Origin of the sequence: Christiangramia portivictoriae DSM 23547 (assembly GCF_000423045.1) — a bacterium.
Lineage (GTDB): Bacteria > Bacteroidota > Bacteroidia > Flavobacteriales > Flavobacteriaceae > Christiangramia > Christiangramia portivictoriae.
Map to the genome: position 1 here is coordinate 58,350 of NZ_AUHF01000001.1, position 17,252 is coordinate 75,601.

The window sequence follows — 17,252 nt, forward strand, 5'->3', positions numbered from 1 at the left end:
ACTATTTATTCCCTCTAAGCACAGGATTAAGTTCCTCGTCATTGTACATTTTCATCTGTTTGTACACCTTCATATATTTTTCACCCTTTTCAATGTCTTCTAAAAGCTGATTGATCGCTGTTGAAAGGTCCACGCGTTGTTCCAGAAGTATATCCAGTTTCGCTTTACAGGCCATCTGGTGCTTTTCTGAAGCATCTGTACGCTGGGCTTCTTCGTTCATGTGATAGATCTTCAGCGCCAGGATGGACAAACGATCGATCGCCCAGGCCGGACTTTCAGAATTGATCGTAGCATCGGTATTTGCCTTGACATCCTTATATTTTTCAAGAAAGTAACTATCAATATACTCAACCGTATCGGTTCTGTCCTGGTTGGAAGCATCGATCTTCCGTTTTAAAGTAAGTGCAGCTACCGGATCAATATTCTGGTCGCGAATAATATCTTCATAATGCCATTGAACGGTATCTATCCAGCATTTCCTGAAGAGTAAGTGTTCCAGCAGATTCTTTTCAGCATTATAAGGATTTTTAAAATCCTGATCCACACTGTCTTTTTCATGATAGAGTTCGATCACTTCTCTGAAAATAGTATTGGCTTTATCTGAAAACATAAGGTTTTTTTATAAAATTTAGTTGCAAATTGCCCTGAAATGCTCAGGTTTTTGCAAAGATATTATTTTTATAAAGAGATTCCTTTCGATTCTGAAGGAATTGGTTTATCCTACAAATAGCAGGACAAATGGCATAAGAATTAGTATTGCCAGTAGAATCTCCTTAAAGATTCGATCCTTCTTGCTGTCGAAATAGTTCGAAGCGATGATACTTAATGGTACGAAAAAGAATATGAGTTCACTTCCGTTTTTAGTTGGCGCAAAGATGGCCACTGCAATGGAAATTACCAGGCAGAACAGGATCATGCTTAACACCGGTCTCCTGGTGATACTTGCCTTTTGTATCGCACTGAAATACTGAACAATGGTCCAGAATAATATCCCAAGAATGATGCTTAAAGGAATTAATATGGCAGGAACATTATACCTGCTAAAATCGAAATTGCTGGGCTGGAACCAATCATTTAATGTATAGAACTGGTCATAAGCGAGTAAATGAAAAGTTATTGTTAGAACGGCAACTGCTAAAAAAGCCACGAATGGCACCAGCCAGTTCTTAAAGGCTGAAGCAAAGTTGAGTATCGCAAAGAAAATAAGTAAAAAGAACAATACCGACCAGAAATTGTAAAGGGTGGCGATGGAGATCCAGAACGTTGCATCAAAGATCTTCTGCTGTACGAATTTGTGTGACTTAAGACTAATGATCCTGCGTAAAGCCAGTAAAATGCATAGATTCGAAAGAATCACCGGTGTGTTGGCCAATAGCTCACTGAAGCTGATCGCAAAAATAGCAAAAAGCAATGTTTTATAGGCACTACGCTTTGTAAGTTCATTTTTCTTGGCTATAAAATTAAGTACGAACAAGCTTAACACCAATAAGGCCAGTACTCCTATCTTTTGTAGTAAATCCAGTAGTTCAAAACCGTTTTCCCAGTGAAAAAAGTTTACACCGGTATAAAAGATCACCAGCAGCAGAATGATCACTGTAAGGTTTATAGGTTTGGATTTGCTAAAAAAGCTTGTTAGCATTAGGAGTTTTTATATTTTTGTAGTCACAATTAATGATACGATCATGAAAGATTTTTTTGAAGGAATAGAAGATTTGTTTGAGTTACTCCTTGCTCCGTTGGATGAATTGAGAGCTTTGGAACTTGATTCCTGGTTTCTTGCGAATGGATTGAATTGGGTCTTTATGGTTATTGGTTTTCTTGCCTTCCTTTACTGGATGAAACAGTTAAAAACTTTTAACGATAACAACGAAGAAAACAGAGAATCTACTTCACATTCATTCTTAGGATAGGTCAAAGCCTAAATCCTTTCTAAAATACATCTTATCAAATTGCAATAATTCTGCACTTTGGTAAGATTTTTTTAGTGCCATTTTGTAATCCTCTCCAAACGAACTTACCGCGATCACACGGCCTCCGTTGGTGACCACGCCCTCTTCGGTTCTGCTCGTTCCGGCATGGAAAACAAGAGAATCTGTAACCTTGTCCAGTCCAGTGATAGGCTTTCCTTTTTCATAAGACTCCGGATATCCACCAGATACCAGCATGACGGTGGTAGCAGCTCTTTCCTCAATTTCCAGGTTTACTGAATTTAGTTCACCTTTCCAGGCAGATTGCAGTAATGCCACCAAATCAGACTTTATTCTTGGTAATACGACTTCAGTTTCAGGATCACCCATTCGTACATTGTACTCGATCACGTAAGGCTCATCCCCTACTTTTATCAAACCTATAAAAATAAAGCCCTTGTAGTCTATCTCTTCAGCTTTTAAGCCACTTACCGTTGGTTTAACAATACGCTCCTCGATCTTTTTCATGAGCGTTTCATCTGCAAAAGGTACAGGAGAAATAGCTCCCATACCACCGGTATTCAATCCCGTATCACCTTCACCAATTCTTTTATAATCCTTTGCTGTAGGCAGGATCTTATAATTTTCCCCATCGGTTAACACAAAAACGCTTAACTCGATCCCATCCAGGAATTCCTCGATCACCACTTTCCGGCTGGCCGCACCAAACTTACCTGAAAGCATATTTTCCAGTTCCATTTTAGCCTCTTCCAGATCTTCAATAATAAGCACCCCTTTGCCAGCGGCTAAACCATCGGCTTTCAACACATACGGTGGCTTTAAAGTTTCCAGAAAACGTTTCCCGGCCTGTAAACTCTCAAAACTGAAGGTTTCATAGGCCGCAGTAGGAATATTATAAAGCGCCATAAATTCCTTGGCGCGTTCCTTACTACCCTCGAGTAAAGCTCCACGTTGAGAAGGACCTATCATTTGAATATGTTTTAATTGATCATCATTTTTAAAGAAATCCACAATTCCTTTTACCAGAGGATCTTCAGGACCCACCACGATCATATCAATATTCTTTTCCAGCGCCACTTTTCCTACCTGTGCAAAATCTATAGGATTGATCGACAGGTTTTCTGCCACTGCGGCTGTGCCCGCATTCCCGGGTCCTACGTATAGTTGATCGCATAGATCACTTTGTGCAATTTTCCAGGCAAAAGTATGCTCTCGTCCACCGGAACCAAGAATGAGAATATTCATAGCTTCAAATTTTAATTGTTGCATCAAAAATAAATGTTTGTACATTGAAGCACCAATAAATTCGTTAAAAAAGCGCTTCTACACTTGGATTGGTTCAGATTATCTTTACAACTCAATAAATTCCCTATTCAGCGGGCTCAGAAAAAGCTCGGGGAGATCAGGAACATCCCGGAAGCTGATTTTGAGAAGTATCAATACCGGCAAAGAAATCTGCTACTGGATTATCATATTCAGCATAACGATTTTTACCGCGATTTTTTTAAATGGGAAGGTTTTGACAATTGGAGCCAGGTCCCGATCATGAAAAAATCAGATCTGCAACAACCGCTGCGGGACCGTTTAAGTTCTACGTATAGCACGAAATCTGCATACGTGGGAAAGACTTCTGGAAGCAGTGGTCATCCCTTTATCTTTGCCAAGAACAGGTTTGCACATGCCCTGAGCTGGGCCGGTTTTCAGGACCGCTATTCGTGGTATGGGATCGATCTTAATACCTCACTGCAGGCCAGGTTCTACGGAATCCCTCTTGATTTCTTCGGAAATGTGCAGGAACGGCTCAAGGATAGAATAAGCCTAAGGCGGAGGTTTAATATTTTCGATCTTAGTGAACAGAAAATGGAATCTTTTCTTGAGCGATTTAAAAAGGCTGATTTCAATTATCTTAATGGTTACACCAGTGCCATACTCCTATTCGCAAAATTCCTGAAGGATCGCAAAATTCTGTTGAAGGATCTTTGTCCCAGTCTTAAAATATGCATCGTAACTTCTGAAAGACTTTTCGAAAAAGATAAAGAACTGATCGAAAATGTTCTGGAAGTACCTGTGATCAATGAATATGGAGCCAGCGAAGTTGGTCTTATCGCATTTGAAGATCCTCATCATCAATGGATCGTGAATTCTGAAGACCTATATGTAGAGATTCTCGATGAAAAGGACCAGATTTTACCCTATGGTGAAGAAGGCAGGATTGTGATTACTGCGCTTTACAACTATGCACATCCTATGATACGCTACGATATTGGAGATACCGGGGCTTTGTCTACTAAAAGTACTCGCAAAAAGCCAATTCTGGAAAAACTTATAGGCCGTACCAACGATATCGCCCGGCTTCCAGATGGAAAAGTTGTTCCAGGACTTACTTTCTATTATGTTACCAAAACGATCATAGAAGATAGCGGAAACATCAGGGAGTTCATCATTACTCAAACCAGCCTGGACACCTTTCATATAGACTATGTGAGTGAAATGGAGCTTTCAGAATTGCAGCAAGGAAACATCCTCAAAGCGATCGAAGTCTATGTGGGGAAAGACCTGAAAGTAAGCTTTAAAAAGAATGATATATTGAAGCGTACAAAAAGCGGAAAATTAAAACAATTCACGTCGCTTATTCAATAGTTAATCGTTGTTTGGATTTTACGAAGAACTGCTCATTAAGGAAAATGAGCATTCTTTTAAGCGATGCTCTTCGGCTAAAGCCTACAAGCCTGTATACTTTATAATTGTATTTCAGCATTTCCAGTTTGTTTCCGGAAATTGAGTTCTTCCGAAGCCTGTAATAGGCCAGCGATTCCCAGATTCCTTCCATGGGTCCACCTTCTTCGATCACTCTTAGCCACATGGCCCAGTCCTGGCGCTTTCGAATATCTGGTGCATAGATCTTTCCCAGCAACCCGGCGTTGTAAATTCCGGTTAGGTTTCCAACATAATTTGCTTTGAGTAACCTGCAATGGCTAAGTACTGGTAATGCCTGGATAATGACGTTGCTTTTCTTTCCAGATTCATGCATTAACTGGTAACTGGAGAAGCAGGCTGCGACATTGGACTTGGAAAGAACCTCTAACTGTCTCTCAAGCTTGTTATTTTTCCAGAGGTCATCTGTGTCCAGAAAGGAAATAAACTCTCCCTCTGAAGCTTCAATCGCTTTATTTCGGGAAAAAGCAGTACCCCTGTTCGTGGAATTATGAAAAACCCTGATCCTACTATCTTCATCACTGTAGTTTTTCAGGATCTGTTCCGTAGAATCCCTGGAAGCATCGTTCACGATTAGTAATTCCCATTGGGGATATGTCTGGGAAATTACAGACTGGATCGCTTCTGCAATATAAGCTTCACTATTGTAAGCAGGCATGATGACAGATACCAGACCCTTCTTCATTCTATCGTCTAATATGTGCTGAAAAATCTTTATGTTCTCGTTTGTCCAGTTCCTCTTTACTCATACTTCGGAAGTGGTCATAGGTGATCTTCATACCCTCGCTTCTTGAAACTTTTGGTTCCCAGCCCAGGATTTCCTTCGCTCTGGTAATATCTGGCTGTCGTTGCATTGGATCATCCTGTGGCAGGTCTTTGAAAACGATCTTCTGGTCTGTTCCGGTAAGCTTGATGATCTCTTTTGCAAAATCAAGGATCGTGATCTCATCTGGATTTCCAATGTTAACAGGATCGGAGTAATCGCTAAGCAGAAGCCGATAGATTCCTTCTACCTGGTCATCTACATAACAGAAAGAACGTGTTTGCGAACCATCCCCAAAAACCGTAAGGTCTTCCCCCCTAAGGGCCTGACCAATAAATGCAGGAATCACACGACCATCGTTTAAGCGCATTCTTGGCCCATAGGTATTAAAGATCCTGGCAATCCTTGTTTCCAGACCGTGAAAGCGATGATAGGCCATCGTAATGGATTCCTGGAATCGTTTAGCTTCATCATAAACTCCTCGAGGACCAATGGTATTTACATTACCATAATACTCTTCATTCTGAGGATGTACCAGGGGATCGCCATAAACTTCAGAAGTAGAAGCAATGAGAATCCTGGCCTTCTTTTCTTTGGCCAGACCAAGACAATGATGGGTTCCAAAAGAGCCCACTTTCAAGGTTTGAATGGGAATTTTCAAATAGTCGATAGGACTTGCCGGAGACGCAAAATGTAAAATATAATCCAGCTCACCGGCTACATGAACAAATTTCGTGATGTCATGATGATGAAATTCGAAATTCTTTTTCTTAATAAGATGCTCAATATTCTTAAGATCACCAGTAATCAGGTTATCCATTCCAATGACCATGTAACCTTCCCGGATAAAGCGATCGCATAAATGAGATCCCAAAAATCCTGCTGCTCCGGTAATTAGTACTCTTTTCGCCATAATTTATCTTTATACAACCTCATCGATCAGGTCTCGTAAACTTCTTCTCCAGTCCCTGATCTCTCCAAAATCCTGTAATGCTTTAGCCTTGGAAAGCACGCTATATTCAGGTCTTTGAGCCAAGGTCTTAAAAAATCCTGTTTTATTAAGAACTACCTCGTCTATTTTTCCTGAAAATTTTAATATTTCTTCAGCAAAATCGAACCAGGTTGCATGTCCAAGATTGCTGAAATGATAAATTCCGGTTGCAGAAGAATTCTTCTGCACGGCATCCAATATATAGATGGCCAGGTCATTGGCATTGGTTGGAGTACCAAGCTGAGTGGTGGTAATGTTCAAGGTCGCCTTCTCTTCCGCTTTATTTAAGATCGTACGAAAGAAATTATGCCCGAATTCTGAATATAACCAGCTCGTTCTAAAAATTAAATGATCATCAAGAACTTTAATAATCTGCTTTTCACCTGCTAATTTGGAGGCTCCATAAACATTGATGGGGTTGACCTCATCTGTTTCCCGGTAAGGGGTTGAACTGCTTCCGTCAAAAACATAATCTGTCGAAAAATGGATCAATTTCACCTGTTGTGAAGCGCAAACTTCAGCAAGATTCCCAACAGCTTCAGCATTGATCTGGTAGGCCTTTTTTTTCTCTGTTTCAGCTTTTTCAACATTGGTATAAGCCGCAGCATTAATACAGCAATGGTATGAGCGCGATGAAAAAAGTTTTTTTACTTCAGCAATGTTACTAATATCCAGTTCTCCCGAGCTTTTAAAATCAATATTGAGTTCCGGATATTTTTCTCCATGCTTTCTAAAACATGAACCTAACTGACCATTTGCACCGGTAACCAGGATATTTTTCAAAATACTTCATTTAGAAACGGAAGTTCTTTGTCTTTACTGGATAAGATCATTTCTTCTTCAGGAAAATTCCAGTCGATATTTAGCTCAGGATCATTATATCTAATTCCTGCTTCAGAGCCGGGAGTGTAATAATGATCGCACTTGTATGCAAAAACTGAACGTTTCGATAAAGTCACAAAACCATGTCCAAAACCTTTTGGAACGTATAGCTGATACAGGTTCTCATCATCCAGAATTACTGAAAATGTCTTTTTAAAAGTTGGGGAATCGGGTCGTAAATCCACCACCACATCCAGCACCTTCCCATGGATCACTCTTACGATCTTGGTTTGCGCGAACTCTCCTTTTTGATAATGAAGTCCTCGTAGCACACCGTAATGAGACATGGATTGATTATCCTGCACGAATTCAGCATCTATCCCGCTAAATTCAGCCAGCCTTTTGCGATGATAGGTCTCCAGGAACAAACCGCGATGGTCTTCAAACATGGTAGGCTTGATGAGCAGGCAGTCTTTTAGAGGAGTTTTTTCAATTTGCATAATCCTCTTTTAGGAATTAAATATTTGTTCCAGGATCTTTTCAGTGATCAAATATGTAGGCTTTACTCCAGATGTTCCCAGACCACCTGAAGCCAGGGTACTTCCTGTTTCCAATGGATTATCTGATGCGTAATATGCATATCTTACCTGAACATCCTCATCGATACTTCCCCGTAATCTGGAAGCCGCCTGTATGGCCTTTTGATAATGCGCACCTTCCATTTCCAATCCACAAACGTTCCAGGTCGAATCATGGAAGAACCTTAGAATATCCTTGTTCTGCAAAGATGTTCCCAGGACGGTGATCATGGCCCCGTCTACTACATTGATTCCATGACCTTCAAGATCAGACTTCTTAAGCTGGTTCTCAAATGGATAATTGTCTGCAGTTCCTTCAAATAAATGCGCATCAGGAATCATAATATCACCTTTACCTCCCTCAAGAATCCCCGCTTTTCCCATAATGGAAACAGATTTTACATTGAGTTTGATCTCTTTTCCGTCGTTATCAAAAGGTTTCAGCAATTCATCCATCGTTTCATAGGCCTGCTCACCAAAAGCGTAATCCATCACCACCAGAACCGGTTTTTCAGATAGATCCACATCAGCAAATTTATTGGTTTGAAAACCACCTTCCAGTTGAGCAGTATTAAAAATCTGCACGTCGATATTGGTCCCGCTTTTATCCTCCAGGAAGGTCATCCCATTGTCAAGGGCAAACTTGGTGATCTTCGTTCTCAGACTCCCATTACCACTATCACTAAGCTCTTCATATATATCCAGTGGTTTCTTCTTTTTTAATTCTGTCTTAAATGCACAGGGAGCATAGAGGGTATTCATGACGCTATGCATATTTGCGGAAATGATATGAATAGGTCTCTCGATAAGTTCTTCTTTAGTAAGAAAACGCTTGATGTCATTGGCCCAGACTTCCCCGTGAATGTGGTGTCCCAGTCTTTCTCGAAGAACAGGACTAAAAGTGATGATTCTTTTTTCGTTATGAACAGCTTCCTTGATCGCCATTTTTCCCAGGGACCAGATCACTCTTAAAAACCTGTCTGGATTATCTGGGGTACTAAATTTTGGATAAAGCTTGTTAATGTCTGAAAAGGTTCTTCCCAGGATACTGGCTGTATGAGTAAGAGCGATCTCTCGCTGTGACTGCGTAAGTGGCTCTTTTTGGGTTACGGCAAAATCAAGTTTCTCCCAATCCCGGTTTACACTTCCATCTTCATCAATGATCACTCTTTTCATGATCTTATGAGATTCTATGAATAGAAAGGTGAGGTGAGTCAGGATATCATAAATTTCGGAGCGTCCACGAGTGATCTCAATGTTCATTTGTTCATCATCGATCCGGTAGCAGTTCCTGCGTCTTTTAGGTGGTATAATTGGCTTAAAATGCGAATTTCCATAACCTTCATCACTGGTTAGATTAATAAATCTGCATTCTTCAATACCGTGTGGTAAACGATCTATTACATATAACAAACCTTCCAGTTCTGCTTTTTCGTTGGCAATAGAACCATAGATCTCTGGACGTAGTGTAAGTAAGGATTCCCTTAAGGTTTCTCCTGAAACACCCATAGGTTTGTAAAAACCACGGTTAAATAAGTGTCTCATGGTGATATACATTCGTTCAATTGCTCCTGAACTTTCCTGAGCTCTCGTTCTTCCCTGTAACTTTGACATCGACATAGTTTTGTTTTATATAATCTCGTTTATTTTATCAGCGATCTTCCTGTCATTGGACAATCTAGGCAGTTTGTTCTGGCCTCCGAGTTTCCCAATGGACTTCATGTATTGCTGAAATGTATTAGCTGGCAATTTAGTGATCTTAAGTCTTTGTAATATATTTCCATCAATAAGATCCTTATAATATGAATTTTGCTGTTGCATTGCTTTATCAATGACCGCTGCGAAGTATTCCAGATCCTGTGGTTCTTTTTCGAATTCGATAAACCATTCGTGATATGGTAATTCCTCGTTTTCAGGATTGATTTGCGGTGCCACTGTAAATTCACTGATTGCGGCCTGCGTATCCTTTACCGCTTCCTGCAGGGCCTCTTCCACTTCTTTGGCGATCACATGTTCTCCAAAGGCTGAAATAAAGTGCTTGATCCTTCCGGAGACAATGACTCTGTATGGGTTTACTGAAGTAAACTGTACCGTATCACCAATGTTATAAGCCCAAAGTCCGGCAGTAGAACTAATGATCATGACATAGTTTACTCCAAGCTGTACATCCTTCAGAAGTAAACGCGGGGCATTATCTTCAAAAAATTTATCGGCTTCAATAAATTCGTAAAAGATGCCTGAGTCGAGCTGAAGCAGCATTCCATGAACATCCTGCTTATCCTGAAAAGCAAAAAAGCCTTCCGAAGCAGGATATAACTCAATACTATCCACCCTTCTGCCAATCAGTTTCTCAAATTTAGCACGGTAAGGTTCATAATTGACTCCGCCATAGATAAAAAGATCGAAATTTGGAAAGATGTCTCCAACTTTTTTACCGGTCTTATCGATCAATCTTTCAAAATACATTTGCACCCAGGATGGGATCCCGCTAATGACAGACATGTCCTCCTTTACCGTTTCCTCCACGATCGCGTCAACCTTGGTTTCCCAGTCATCTATACAATTGGTTTCCCAGGAAGGCATTCTGTTCTTTTGCAGGTAGCCTGGAACATAATGCGCGACAATTCCCGATAACCTGCCTAATTTTACTCCGTTTTTCTCCTGTAACTCGGGACTTCCCTGCAAAAAGATCATTTTACCATCTACGAATTTACTCTTCCCGGTATCGTGGATATAACATAAGATGGCATTTCTTGCCGCTTCAATATGCGTGGGCATGCTTTCTTTGGTCAACGGAATATACTTGGCACCACTGGTGGTTCCCGAAGTTTTCGCGTAGTATAATGGTTTCCCGGGCCATAGGATATCTGCCTTTCCGGAAACCATCAGGTCCATATAATCCTTCAACTCCTCGTAATCCCTAACCGGCACCTTTGAAGTAAAGTCCTGGTGTGTTTTTATATTGGCAAAATCGTGGTCTTTCCCAAATTTTGTCTTTGCACCTTGCTTCAATAATTGTTGAAAAACTTTCTGCTGAGTATCATGAGGATGCTCAATCCACGTATTCATTTTAGATCTAACATAGGATGCAAATATCCTGGCAGCAAAAGATTTTATAGACATAAATTAATTGAAATCAATATATTCTGAAGGGTTCACAGGGTTTCCTTCGTTCCAAAGTTCAAAGTGCAAATGTGGTCCCGTGGTGAGTTCACCAGTATTACCGGCAGTGGCGATCACCTCGCCAGATCTTACAATATCGCCCTGACTCTTACTCAGCGAGGCATTATGTTTATAAGCCGATAATAAACCATAACTATGTTCAATGATGATCACGTAACCGGTTTCAGCAGTCCATTCAGCAAAGATCACCCGACCATCTGCAACCGCTTTAATGGGTGAATTCCTTGTAGTTACAATATCTATGGCATAATGCTTATTTTCAATATTATAACTTTCAGATATAGTCCCCTTTACCGGTGGAAACAGCGAAAAGTTGATGTTATCTGTCGCCGTGGGCAGGATATTATATTTGTCCTCCTGGGCTACCTCTTCGCGCAGTAAACTGTCTGCCTTGATCCTGTTGATTTCCTGATATTCAAGTTCAGTAATTGGCTGGCTGAGAATAGAGTCCCTGTCCAATTGCTGTATATCAAACTCACCGCGAAGCGCATCCTGTATGGATTGTAAATACTGGTCATTTAAACGCATCCTGTTTTGCAGCGAATCTGAGGTATAGGCCAGCTGTGTAGCCTTTTCTTTCAATGCTGCGGAAGAATATCCCGGAATATACTCTCTTAAAGGTGTAAACGCGATAAGAAAGGTGGTCATTGCGATCAATAGAATTGCTGAGATCCCTACTGCTACAAAAACGTTCAATCTGGTTAGACGAAAAGAGAACCTTTCTTCAAAAGTATCTTCGTTAAGAACCACCATGCGGTACTTATGCAGTAGTTTTTTGGCGAACTTCTTTTTAGGTTTTGTGTTTTCAGCCATAGCCGTGATTGAGTATTACAAAGATAAATTAAAAAAATTCGAATTCCTGTTTGACCCTGCCCGTTATTATACATATGCGGGTATACATCAATTTATTGTCTTCTTAACGTTTATATTAGGTTATTCTTGTTAAGTTTGTAGAACAAAATTATAACACATGAACGCATTTATCTTGCCTTTGGCTATAGGAGCACCACAAATTATCCTGATTGTAGTGGTAATATTGTTGCTTTTCGGAGGACGTAAAATTCCTGAATTAATGAGAGGCCTTGGTAGCGGAATTAAAGAATTTAAAGACGCTTCGAAGGATGACGAGAATCCTGCAACTACAGACGATAGTAAAAAAGTACCGGAAGAGAATAAATAAACCGGTGTTTTAGAATATATAAAAGCCCAACTTTTCAGTTGGGCTTTTTTTAGTTTAATTTCGCCGATCGCAATATGGCATCAAGCTCGAAGATATTGTCCCGTTTGGCTCTTGAAGGTGAGAATACAAATCCTTCCAGGATTAAATATCTGTTATTGGCTTCGTCCTTAACAGCATAGTTCACAAAAGGTCCCGCCATAAAATCATTCTGAACTTCCCAAGTACCTCTCGTCTCGTAAGCGAATTTACCGTCTACAGTAGATTCGAACAAGTATGGAGCATAGGCTTTCTCAGTGATCATATAGGAATCTTCCAGTCTTCCAGGGATCATCGCTTCTCCAATAGAATCACGCATCTTGATGATATTCGCCACCACGCTGGAATCATTATCGATAGAGCTCATAGAAACTTCATAAACAAGGATTTCCATGCTTCCCTTAGGGATCTCTTTTCTTATCCAGCTAAATTTTTCTTCATCTTTAGCATATCTGTAGGCCGAAGGAAATTTTAGATCGATACCAAATTTCTCTTTTAAAGCTACATCATCAGATAGCGATTTTCTGATTCTTCGCTGTTTTTCTGTAAGTTCTGTCTGCTTTAAGATATCTATTATAGAATCTGACTTTCTTTCTATCACTTCAATGATATCCTGGGAGCTATTTCCCTGTAATACAATCCCTTTTTGAGGACGTGAAAATTCATCTGTAATCACTGCCATCCCCTGCTTACCATTTTCTATCTTTAGAAATATCCTGCTGTTGCGTACGAAGCCGTTAAAGGTTTCTGGCGGGATCTGGCTAAGGCTGAAGAGTGGTTCTTCCTGAGGAAGCCCGTCTACCGGGGCGGCAAACTTTGTTCTTATGGCCTCTCCTACTTCACCTTCCCACAATTGATTCTCGATCACTACTGTAAGCTGATTGATGTTTCCGGAGGAATCTGAAAGGATTCGGGCGTCTTGTTTCTGTTCTTTATTTTCCTCACATGCAAAAAACAGGAAAATACTGGCTAGTACTAAAAAGCTACGTTTCATTTTTTCGGATTTGGTTTTGTTAGAACCTTAACCTTTGGAAATCTTTATTTTCATTCCAGGTTTAAGGTTGTTGGTGTTCATATCGTTCCAACTCCTCAAATTCTGTACCGTAACTCCCGGGAACTTCTTAGAAATGCTCCAAAGACTATCACCATTCTTTACCGTATAGATCTTTGGGTTCGATGAATTAGAGGCTGTAGATGTGCTGGAAGAAGATGCTACAGGCTTCGTAGGATAGATCGTTAGATACTGTCCTATCCTTAAATTATTACTTCGCATGTTATTCCAACGTCTTATACTACTCACACCCACACCGTATTTCTCTGCGATTTTTCCCAGGTAATCACCTTTTCTAACCTTGTAACGAACCTTATCTTCAGTTTTTACTAACTGCGCTAGTTCTTTTTCTTTTTCCTTCGCCTGGTTATCAACAAAATTATAGATCGCGTTTTCGTTGGATACGAATTTGCCAATCGCTGGTTTCGGCAATCTTAGTGTATATTTTTCATCTTCAACAAAAGGGATGATGTCAAGCTTATAGCTGGGATTGAGAAACTGAAGCATTTCTTTTTCAACTCCGGTAACTTTGGAGATCTGGTCGAAGGTAATGAGTTGTTTTACCTGTAATGTATCGGTCTCAAAAAACACAACATCAGGATTGGAAGGTTGAAATTTATGCTCCTCGGCATATTCAAAAAGATATAAAGTAGCCAGAAAAGCAGGAACATAACCCGCGGTTTCACGAGGCAGGAACCTTCTCAAATGCCAGTAATCTGTTGAGCCACCGCTTCTTCTTATAGCTTTAGACACATTCCCTGGTCCAGAATTGTAAGAGGCAAGTACAAGATTCCAGTCACCAAACACCTTGTAAAGACTTGAAAGATATTGTGCGGCAGCTTCCGTAGATCTTGATGGATCCATACGTTCATCTACATAGGAACTTACATCAAGCCCGTGCATTTTACCGGTTGGAAACATAAATTGCCAAAGCCCTGTTGCCCCCACTCTTGATTTAGCCCTGGGATTCAAAGCCGATTCTACTATAGAAAGGTATTTGATCTCTAAAGGAACATCATATTTATCCAGTTCCTGCTCATATAGCGGAAAATAATAGGTACTTAGCGCCATAAGTCGCTCCATTCCCTTCTTATTCCTTTTTAGGTATGATTTAATGACCGATTCAAGGATTGGATTGTACTCGACATTAAACGGCGTTCTCGCGTTGAGCCTGGCCAGCCTGGCCTTTAGAGTATCTGTAGGCAATTCATCATAGACCACTTCTTCGTAATCCTGATCTGCAATGGACTTTTGCATGGTCTCAAAAAGATCTGAATTCGTAAGCTCGAGTCGCCAGAGGGAATCTATGGTCTTGGCTTTTGGCAGATCTGCAAGAGCTACTTTAGAAGAATCTCTTATCACTGCGGAAATAGGCAGTTTATTCTGAAATTCAGGATCTGGTTGAGTGAGTTTTATTTCAGTATCATCGCTTTTCTGAAATATCTGAACTCTGAAATTCGCCTTTTCCTCACGAACTTTTTTATCTTTTTCCTGAGCAAAACATGAAATTCCTGCCAATAGCAGCACTGTACAAAATCTTCGTTTCAGCATATAAATATTTTGATTAACAACGGGAATTAATCAAATTTCGTACCCGATTAATTTCTGATTGCCTCGATACCTGGAAGTGATTTTCCTTCAAGCATCTCCAGCATCGCTCCACCACCGGTAGAAACGTAGCTCACCTTGTCTGCAAATCCAAATTGTTTTACAGCAGCAACAGAGTCCCCTCCTCCAACTAAAGAAAATGCACCATTTTCTGTAGCTTCAACAATGGCTTCTCCCAGTTCGATGGTTCCCTTGGCAAAGGTTTCCATTTCAAAGACACCAAGTGGTCCATTCCATAGGATGATCTTGGAATCCTTGATAACATTGGCAAAATTTCTTACAGTTTTTGGACCAACATCAAGTCCCATCCAGCCATCAGGGATATTGTCCACGCTCTCTACCTGTGTACTCGCCTGTTCAGAAAAACTATCTGCAATGACTGAGTCTACCGGAAGGTGAACTTCCACACCTTTATCCTTGGCTTTTTTAAGAATTTCAAGGGCAAGTTCCTGTTTATCATCTTCCACAAGGGAAGTTCCAATATGCCCGCCCTGGGCTTTAATAAAAGTATAGGTCATCCCGCCACCGATAATGAGATGATCGATTTTATCAAGAATATTTTCTATAACGGTAATTTTGGAAGACACTTTCGCTCCGCCAAGTACGGCTGTCACCGGCTTTTCACTACTGTTCAATACTTTGTCGAGACTTTTGATCTCTTTAGCCAGCAAATAACCGAAGCATTTATCATCAAAATATTTTGCCACAATGGTGGTAGAAGCATGGGCTCTGTGTGCGGTACCAAAGGCATCATTCACATAAATGTCTCCCAGCTTAGCCAGTTTTTCAGCAAAAGCCTCGTCTCCGGCGGTTTCTTCCTCGTGAAATCTTAAATTTTCCAGCAAAAGGATTTCTCCAGATTTCAGATCATTGGCAGCCTTCTCCACTTCCTCTCCAGTACAGTCTTCAACAAACTTTACGCTCACTCCAAGAACTTCAGAAACCTTATCCTGTATATGTTGTAAAGAGTATTTGCTTTCCTTTCCTTTTGGACGACCCAGGTGTGACATTAGAACCACGCTCCCGCCATCTTCAAGAATTTTGATGATTGTAGGTTTAGCAGCCTCTATTCTATTGGCGTCTGTTACCTCCATCTCATCATTTAAAGGCACATTGAAGTCTACTCGAATCAAGGCCTGTTTGCTCTTAAAGTTGTAATCGTCTATCGTTTTCATAGGTTTGCTTTGTTACAAATATAAATTTTTCCGAAGATAATAAAGCTTATATAATTTTATATTTGCCTATGCTTTTTAGAGAAATAATAGGCCTTCCGCATATCAAAAACCACCTGGTAACCACGGCAGACCGTAGAAGAATTCCGCATGCCCAGTTATTTTCAGGAAAGGCTGGCAGTGGGACTTTACCCATGGCAATTGCTTACGCTCAATACATTTTATGTGGTAATTCCAATGGTGAAAATGATTCAGAAAGTTCAGCTTCCTGTAATCTGAAATTTAATAATCTTTCTCATCCAGATCTGCATTTCGCTTTTCCAGTGGCAACTAATGACAAGATTAAAAAACATCCGGTTTCTTCCCATTTTCTGGAGGAGTGGAGGCACTTTGTTAAAACTAATCCCTACGGAAGTTTATACGACTGGTACCAAAACCTTGGTATAGAGAACAAGCAGGGAAAAATTGGCGTAGATGAGGCTCATGAGATCGTAAAAGCCCTTTCCCTTAAAAGTTATGAAGGTGGATTTAAGGTGATGATCATCTGGATGCCTGAGAAGATGAATAATGAAGCATCCAATAAATTACTCAAGCTAATAGAGGAGCCGCCCAGCAAAACCATCTTCTTGTTAGTGACTGAAGCTGAAGAACAACTCATCCAAACCATTCGCTCCAGATGCCAGCGTTTGCACTTCCCACCTCTAGGTGAAGCTGATATAGAAGATTTTTTAATAAAAAAGGAAGCTTGTGATCCAAAAATTGCCAGAAAGATCGCACATCAGGCGAACGGGGATTATACCAGAGCCATCCATATCCTGAAAAAAGATGCAGGAGATGAACAGTTTCAGGCGTGGTTCATTCAATGGGTGCGCAGTGCATTTCAGGCCAAAGGAAATAAAGCCACTGTACTGGAATTAGTCGCATGGAGTGATGAGATTGCAGCATTGAATCGTGAGACTCAAAAGAGTTTTCTGAAGTACTGTCTTGATTTCTTCAGACAGGCCATGCTCCTGAATTATAAGGCTAAAGACTTAGTTTACATGGATATTGAGCCTAAAGTCTTTAAATTTGACAAGTTCGCCAGTTTTATAAATGGTCAAAATATTGGAGATATTTCTGAGGCCATAGAAACCGCCATTTATCATATTGGCAGAAATGGAAATTCCAAAATTATACTAACTGATCTTTCAATTAAACTAACCAGATATTTACATAAAAAATAATC

Annotated in this window: 17 protein-coding genes; 4 read left to right on the forward strand and 13 right to left on the reverse strand. The window is 40.3% G+C overall.

What is annotated here, in order from left to right; translation table 11 throughout:
• Position 1: 1 nt before the first annotated feature.
• Together G529_RS0100305 and G529_RS0100315 are read right to left on the reverse strand one after the other, a co-directional pair.
• On the reverse strand, positions 2 to 610 hold the full coding sequence (locus G529_RS0100305) for a DUF4254 domain-containing protein (protein WP_026913628.1): 609 nt from the start codon (positions 608 to 610) through the stop codon (positions 2 to 4).
• Positions 611 to 715: 105 nt separating this feature from the next.
• A complete protein-coding gene (locus G529_RS0100315) occupies positions 716 to 1,639 on the reverse strand; it encodes a DUF6427 family protein (protein WP_026913629.1) in 924 nt (307 codons plus the stop codon).
• Between the two features lie 43 nt (positions 1,640 to 1,682).
• Here G529_RS0100315 and G529_RS0100320 point away from each other — a divergent pair, with 43 nt between their 5' ends.
• Entirely contained in the window at positions 1,683 to 1,910 is a 228-nt protein-coding gene (locus G529_RS0100320) for a DUF6341 family protein (RefSeq protein ID WP_026913630.1), read from the forward strand.
• On the opposite strand, the gene purD is transcribed toward G529_RS0100320, so the two are convergent.
• A complete protein-coding gene (gene purD / locus G529_RS0100325) occupies positions 1,902 to 3,173 on the reverse strand; it encodes a phosphoribosylamine--glycine ligase (protein WP_026913631.1) in 1,272 nt (423 codons plus the stop codon). The genes G529_RS0100320 and purD overlap by 9 nt on opposite strands.
• Before the next feature lie 84 nt (positions 3,174 to 3,257).
• Here purD and G529_RS0100330 point away from each other — a divergent pair, with 84 nt between their 5' ends.
• Positions 3,258 to 4,568, forward strand: a complete 1,311-nt coding sequence (locus G529_RS0100330) for a phenylacetate--CoA ligase family protein (protein WP_026913632.1) — start codon at positions 3,258 to 3,260, stop codon at positions 4,566 to 4,568.
• Here the strand turns inward: G529_RS0100330 and G529_RS0100335 are convergent.
• The 7 genes from G529_RS0100335 to G529_RS0100365 are packed head-to-tail and all read right to left on the reverse strand — an operon-like array spanning position 4,558 to position 11,793.
• Entirely contained in the window at positions 4,558 to 5,328 is a 771-nt protein-coding gene (locus G529_RS0100335) for a glycosyltransferase family 2 protein (protein ID WP_026913633.1), read from the reverse strand. The genes G529_RS0100330 and G529_RS0100335 overlap by 11 nt on opposite strands.
• A gap of 1 nt (position 5,329) precedes the next feature.
• A complete protein-coding gene (locus tag G529_RS0100340; RefSeq protein ID WP_026913634.1) occupies positions 5,330 to 6,319 on the reverse strand; it encodes a UDP-glucuronic acid decarboxylase family protein in 990 nt (329 codons plus the stop codon).
• Positions 6,320 to 6,328: 9 nt separating this feature from the next.
• Positions 6,329 to 7,180, reverse strand: a complete 852-nt coding sequence (gene rfbD, locus G529_RS0100345; RefSeq protein ID WP_026913635.1) for a dTDP-4-dehydrorhamnose reductase — start codon at positions 7,178 to 7,180, stop codon at positions 6,329 to 6,331.
• Positions 7,177 to 7,719 (reverse strand): dTDP-4-dehydrorhamnose 3,5-epimerase, encoded by a 543-nt coding sequence (rfbC, locus tag G529_RS0100350; RefSeq protein ID WP_026913636.1) that lies wholly within the window; start codon positions 7,717 to 7,719, stop codon positions 7,177 to 7,179. The genes rfbD and rfbC overlap by 4 nt, the downstream gene beginning before the upstream one ends.
• A 9-nt stretch (positions 7,720 to 7,728) precedes the next feature.
• Positions 7,729 to 9,417 (reverse strand): DUF6909 family protein, encoded by a 1,689-nt coding sequence (locus tag G529_RS0100355; protein ID WP_026913637.1) that lies wholly within the window; start codon positions 9,415 to 9,417, stop codon positions 7,729 to 7,731.
• A gap of 9 nt (positions 9,418 to 9,426) precedes the next feature.
• Positions 9,427 to 10,920 carry a GH3 auxin-responsive promoter family protein gene (locus G529_RS0100360; protein WP_026913638.1) on the reverse strand — a complete coding sequence of 498 codons (1,494 nt, stop codon included), beginning with the start codon at positions 10,918 to 10,920 and terminating at the stop codon, positions 9,427 to 9,429.
• A gap of 3 nt (positions 10,921 to 10,923) precedes the next feature.
• Positions 10,924 to 11,793: a M23 family metallopeptidase gene (locus tag G529_RS0100365; RefSeq protein ID WP_026913639.1), complete on the reverse strand. Its 870-nt coding sequence runs from the start codon at positions 11,791 to 11,793 to the stop codon at positions 10,924 to 10,926.
• Positions 11,794 to 11,950: 157 nt separating this feature from the next.
• Here G529_RS0100365 and G529_RS0100370 point away from each other — a divergent pair, with 157 nt between their 5' ends.
• On the forward strand, positions 11,951 to 12,160 hold the full coding sequence (locus tag G529_RS0100370; RefSeq protein ID WP_026913640.1) for a twin-arginine translocase TatA/TatE family subunit: 210 nt from the start codon (positions 11,951 to 11,953) through the stop codon (positions 12,158 to 12,160).
• A gap of 49 nt (positions 12,161 to 12,209) precedes the next feature.
• On the opposite strand, the gene G529_RS0100375 is transcribed toward G529_RS0100370, so the two are convergent.
• Genes G529_RS0100375 through G529_RS0100385 form a run of 3 tightly spaced genes read right to left on the reverse strand, consistent with a single transcriptional unit; the run spans position 12,210 to position 16,030 of the window.
• Positions 12,210 to 13,190, reverse strand: a complete 981-nt coding sequence (locus G529_RS0100375; protein WP_026913641.1) for a DUF4837 family protein — start codon at positions 13,188 to 13,190, stop codon at positions 12,210 to 12,212.
• Between the two features lie 27 nt (positions 13,191 to 13,217).
• Positions 13,218 to 14,798, reverse strand: coding sequence for a lytic transglycosylase domain-containing protein (locus tag G529_RS0100380; protein WP_026913642.1), 1,581 nt, complete (start codon positions 14,796 to 14,798; stop codon positions 13,218 to 13,220).
• 47 nt (positions 14,799 to 14,845) lie between these two features.
• On the reverse strand, positions 14,846 to 16,030 hold the full coding sequence (locus tag G529_RS0100385) for a phosphoglycerate kinase (RefSeq protein WP_026913643.1): 1,185 nt from the start codon (positions 16,028 to 16,030) through the stop codon (positions 14,846 to 14,848).
• A 68-nt stretch (positions 16,031 to 16,098) separates the two neighbouring features.
• Here G529_RS0100385 and G529_RS0100390 point away from each other — a divergent pair, with 68 nt between their 5' ends.
• The gene (locus tag G529_RS0100390) at positions 16,099 to 17,250 is read left to right on the forward strand and encodes a DNA polymerase III subunit (protein WP_026913644.1); all 1,152 of its coding nucleotides are present in this window, start codon (positions 16,099 to 16,101) and stop codon (positions 17,248 to 17,250) included.
• Positions 17,251 to 17,252 lie beyond the last annotated feature (2 nt).

What these genes read in the sequence shown, in the direction of transcription:
- G529_RS0100305 (WP_026913628.1), bottom strand. Translation starts at nt 610, where the DNA reads ATGTTTTCAGATAAAGCCAATACTATTTTCAGAGAAGTGATCGAACTC.
- G529_RS0100315 (WP_026913629.1), bottom strand. Translation starts at nt 1,639, where the DNA reads ATGCTAACAAGCTTTTTTAGCAAATCCAAACCTATAAACCTTACAGTG.
- G529_RS0100320 (WP_026913630.1), top strand. Translation starts at nt 1,683, where the DNA reads ATGAAAGATTTTTTTGAAGGAATAGAAGATTTGTTTGAGTTACTCCTT.
- purD (WP_026913631.1), bottom strand. Translation starts at nt 3,173, where the DNA reads ATGAATATTCTCATTCTTGGTTCCGGTGGACGAGAGCATACTTTTGCC.
- G529_RS0100335 (WP_026913633.1), bottom strand. Translation starts at nt 5,328, where the DNA reads ATGAAGAAGGGTCTGGTATCTGTCATCATGCCTGCTTACAATAGTGAA.
- G529_RS0100340 (WP_026913634.1), bottom strand. Translation starts at nt 6,319, where the DNA reads ATGGCGAAAAGAGTACTAATTACCGGAGCAGCAGGATTTTTGGGATCT.
- rfbC (WP_026913636.1), bottom strand. Translation starts at nt 7,719, where the DNA reads ATGCAAATTGAAAAAACTCCTCTAAAAGACTGCCTGCTCATCAAGCCT.
- G529_RS0100355 (WP_026913637.1), bottom strand. Translation starts at nt 9,417, where the DNA reads ATGTCGATGTCAAAGTTACAGGGAAGAACGAGAGCTCAGGAAAGTTCA.
- G529_RS0100360 (WP_026913638.1), bottom strand. Translation starts at nt 10,920, where the DNA reads ATGTCTATAAAATCTTTTGCTGCCAGGATATTTGCATCCTATGTTAGA.
- G529_RS0100365 (WP_026913639.1), bottom strand. Translation starts at nt 11,793, where the DNA reads ATGGCTGAAAACACAAAACCTAAAAAGAAGTTCGCCAAAAAACTACTG.
- G529_RS0100370 (WP_026913640.1), top strand. Translation starts at nt 11,951, where the DNA reads ATGAACGCATTTATCTTGCCTTTGGCTATAGGAGCACCACAAATTATC.
- G529_RS0100375 (WP_026913641.1), bottom strand. Translation starts at nt 13,190, where the DNA reads ATGAAACGTAGCTTTTTAGTACTAGCCAGTATTTTCCTGTTTTTTGCA.
- G529_RS0100380 (WP_026913642.1), bottom strand. Translation starts at nt 14,798, where the DNA reads ATGCTGAAACGAAGATTTTGTACAGTGCTGCTATTGGCAGGAATTTCA.
- G529_RS0100385 (WP_026913643.1), bottom strand. Translation starts at nt 16,030, where the DNA reads ATGAAAACGATAGACGATTACAACTTTAAGAGCAAACAGGCCTTGATT.
- G529_RS0100390 (WP_026913644.1), top strand. Translation starts at nt 16,099, where the DNA reads ATGCTTTTTAGAGAAATAATAGGCCTTCCGCATATCAAAAACCACCTG.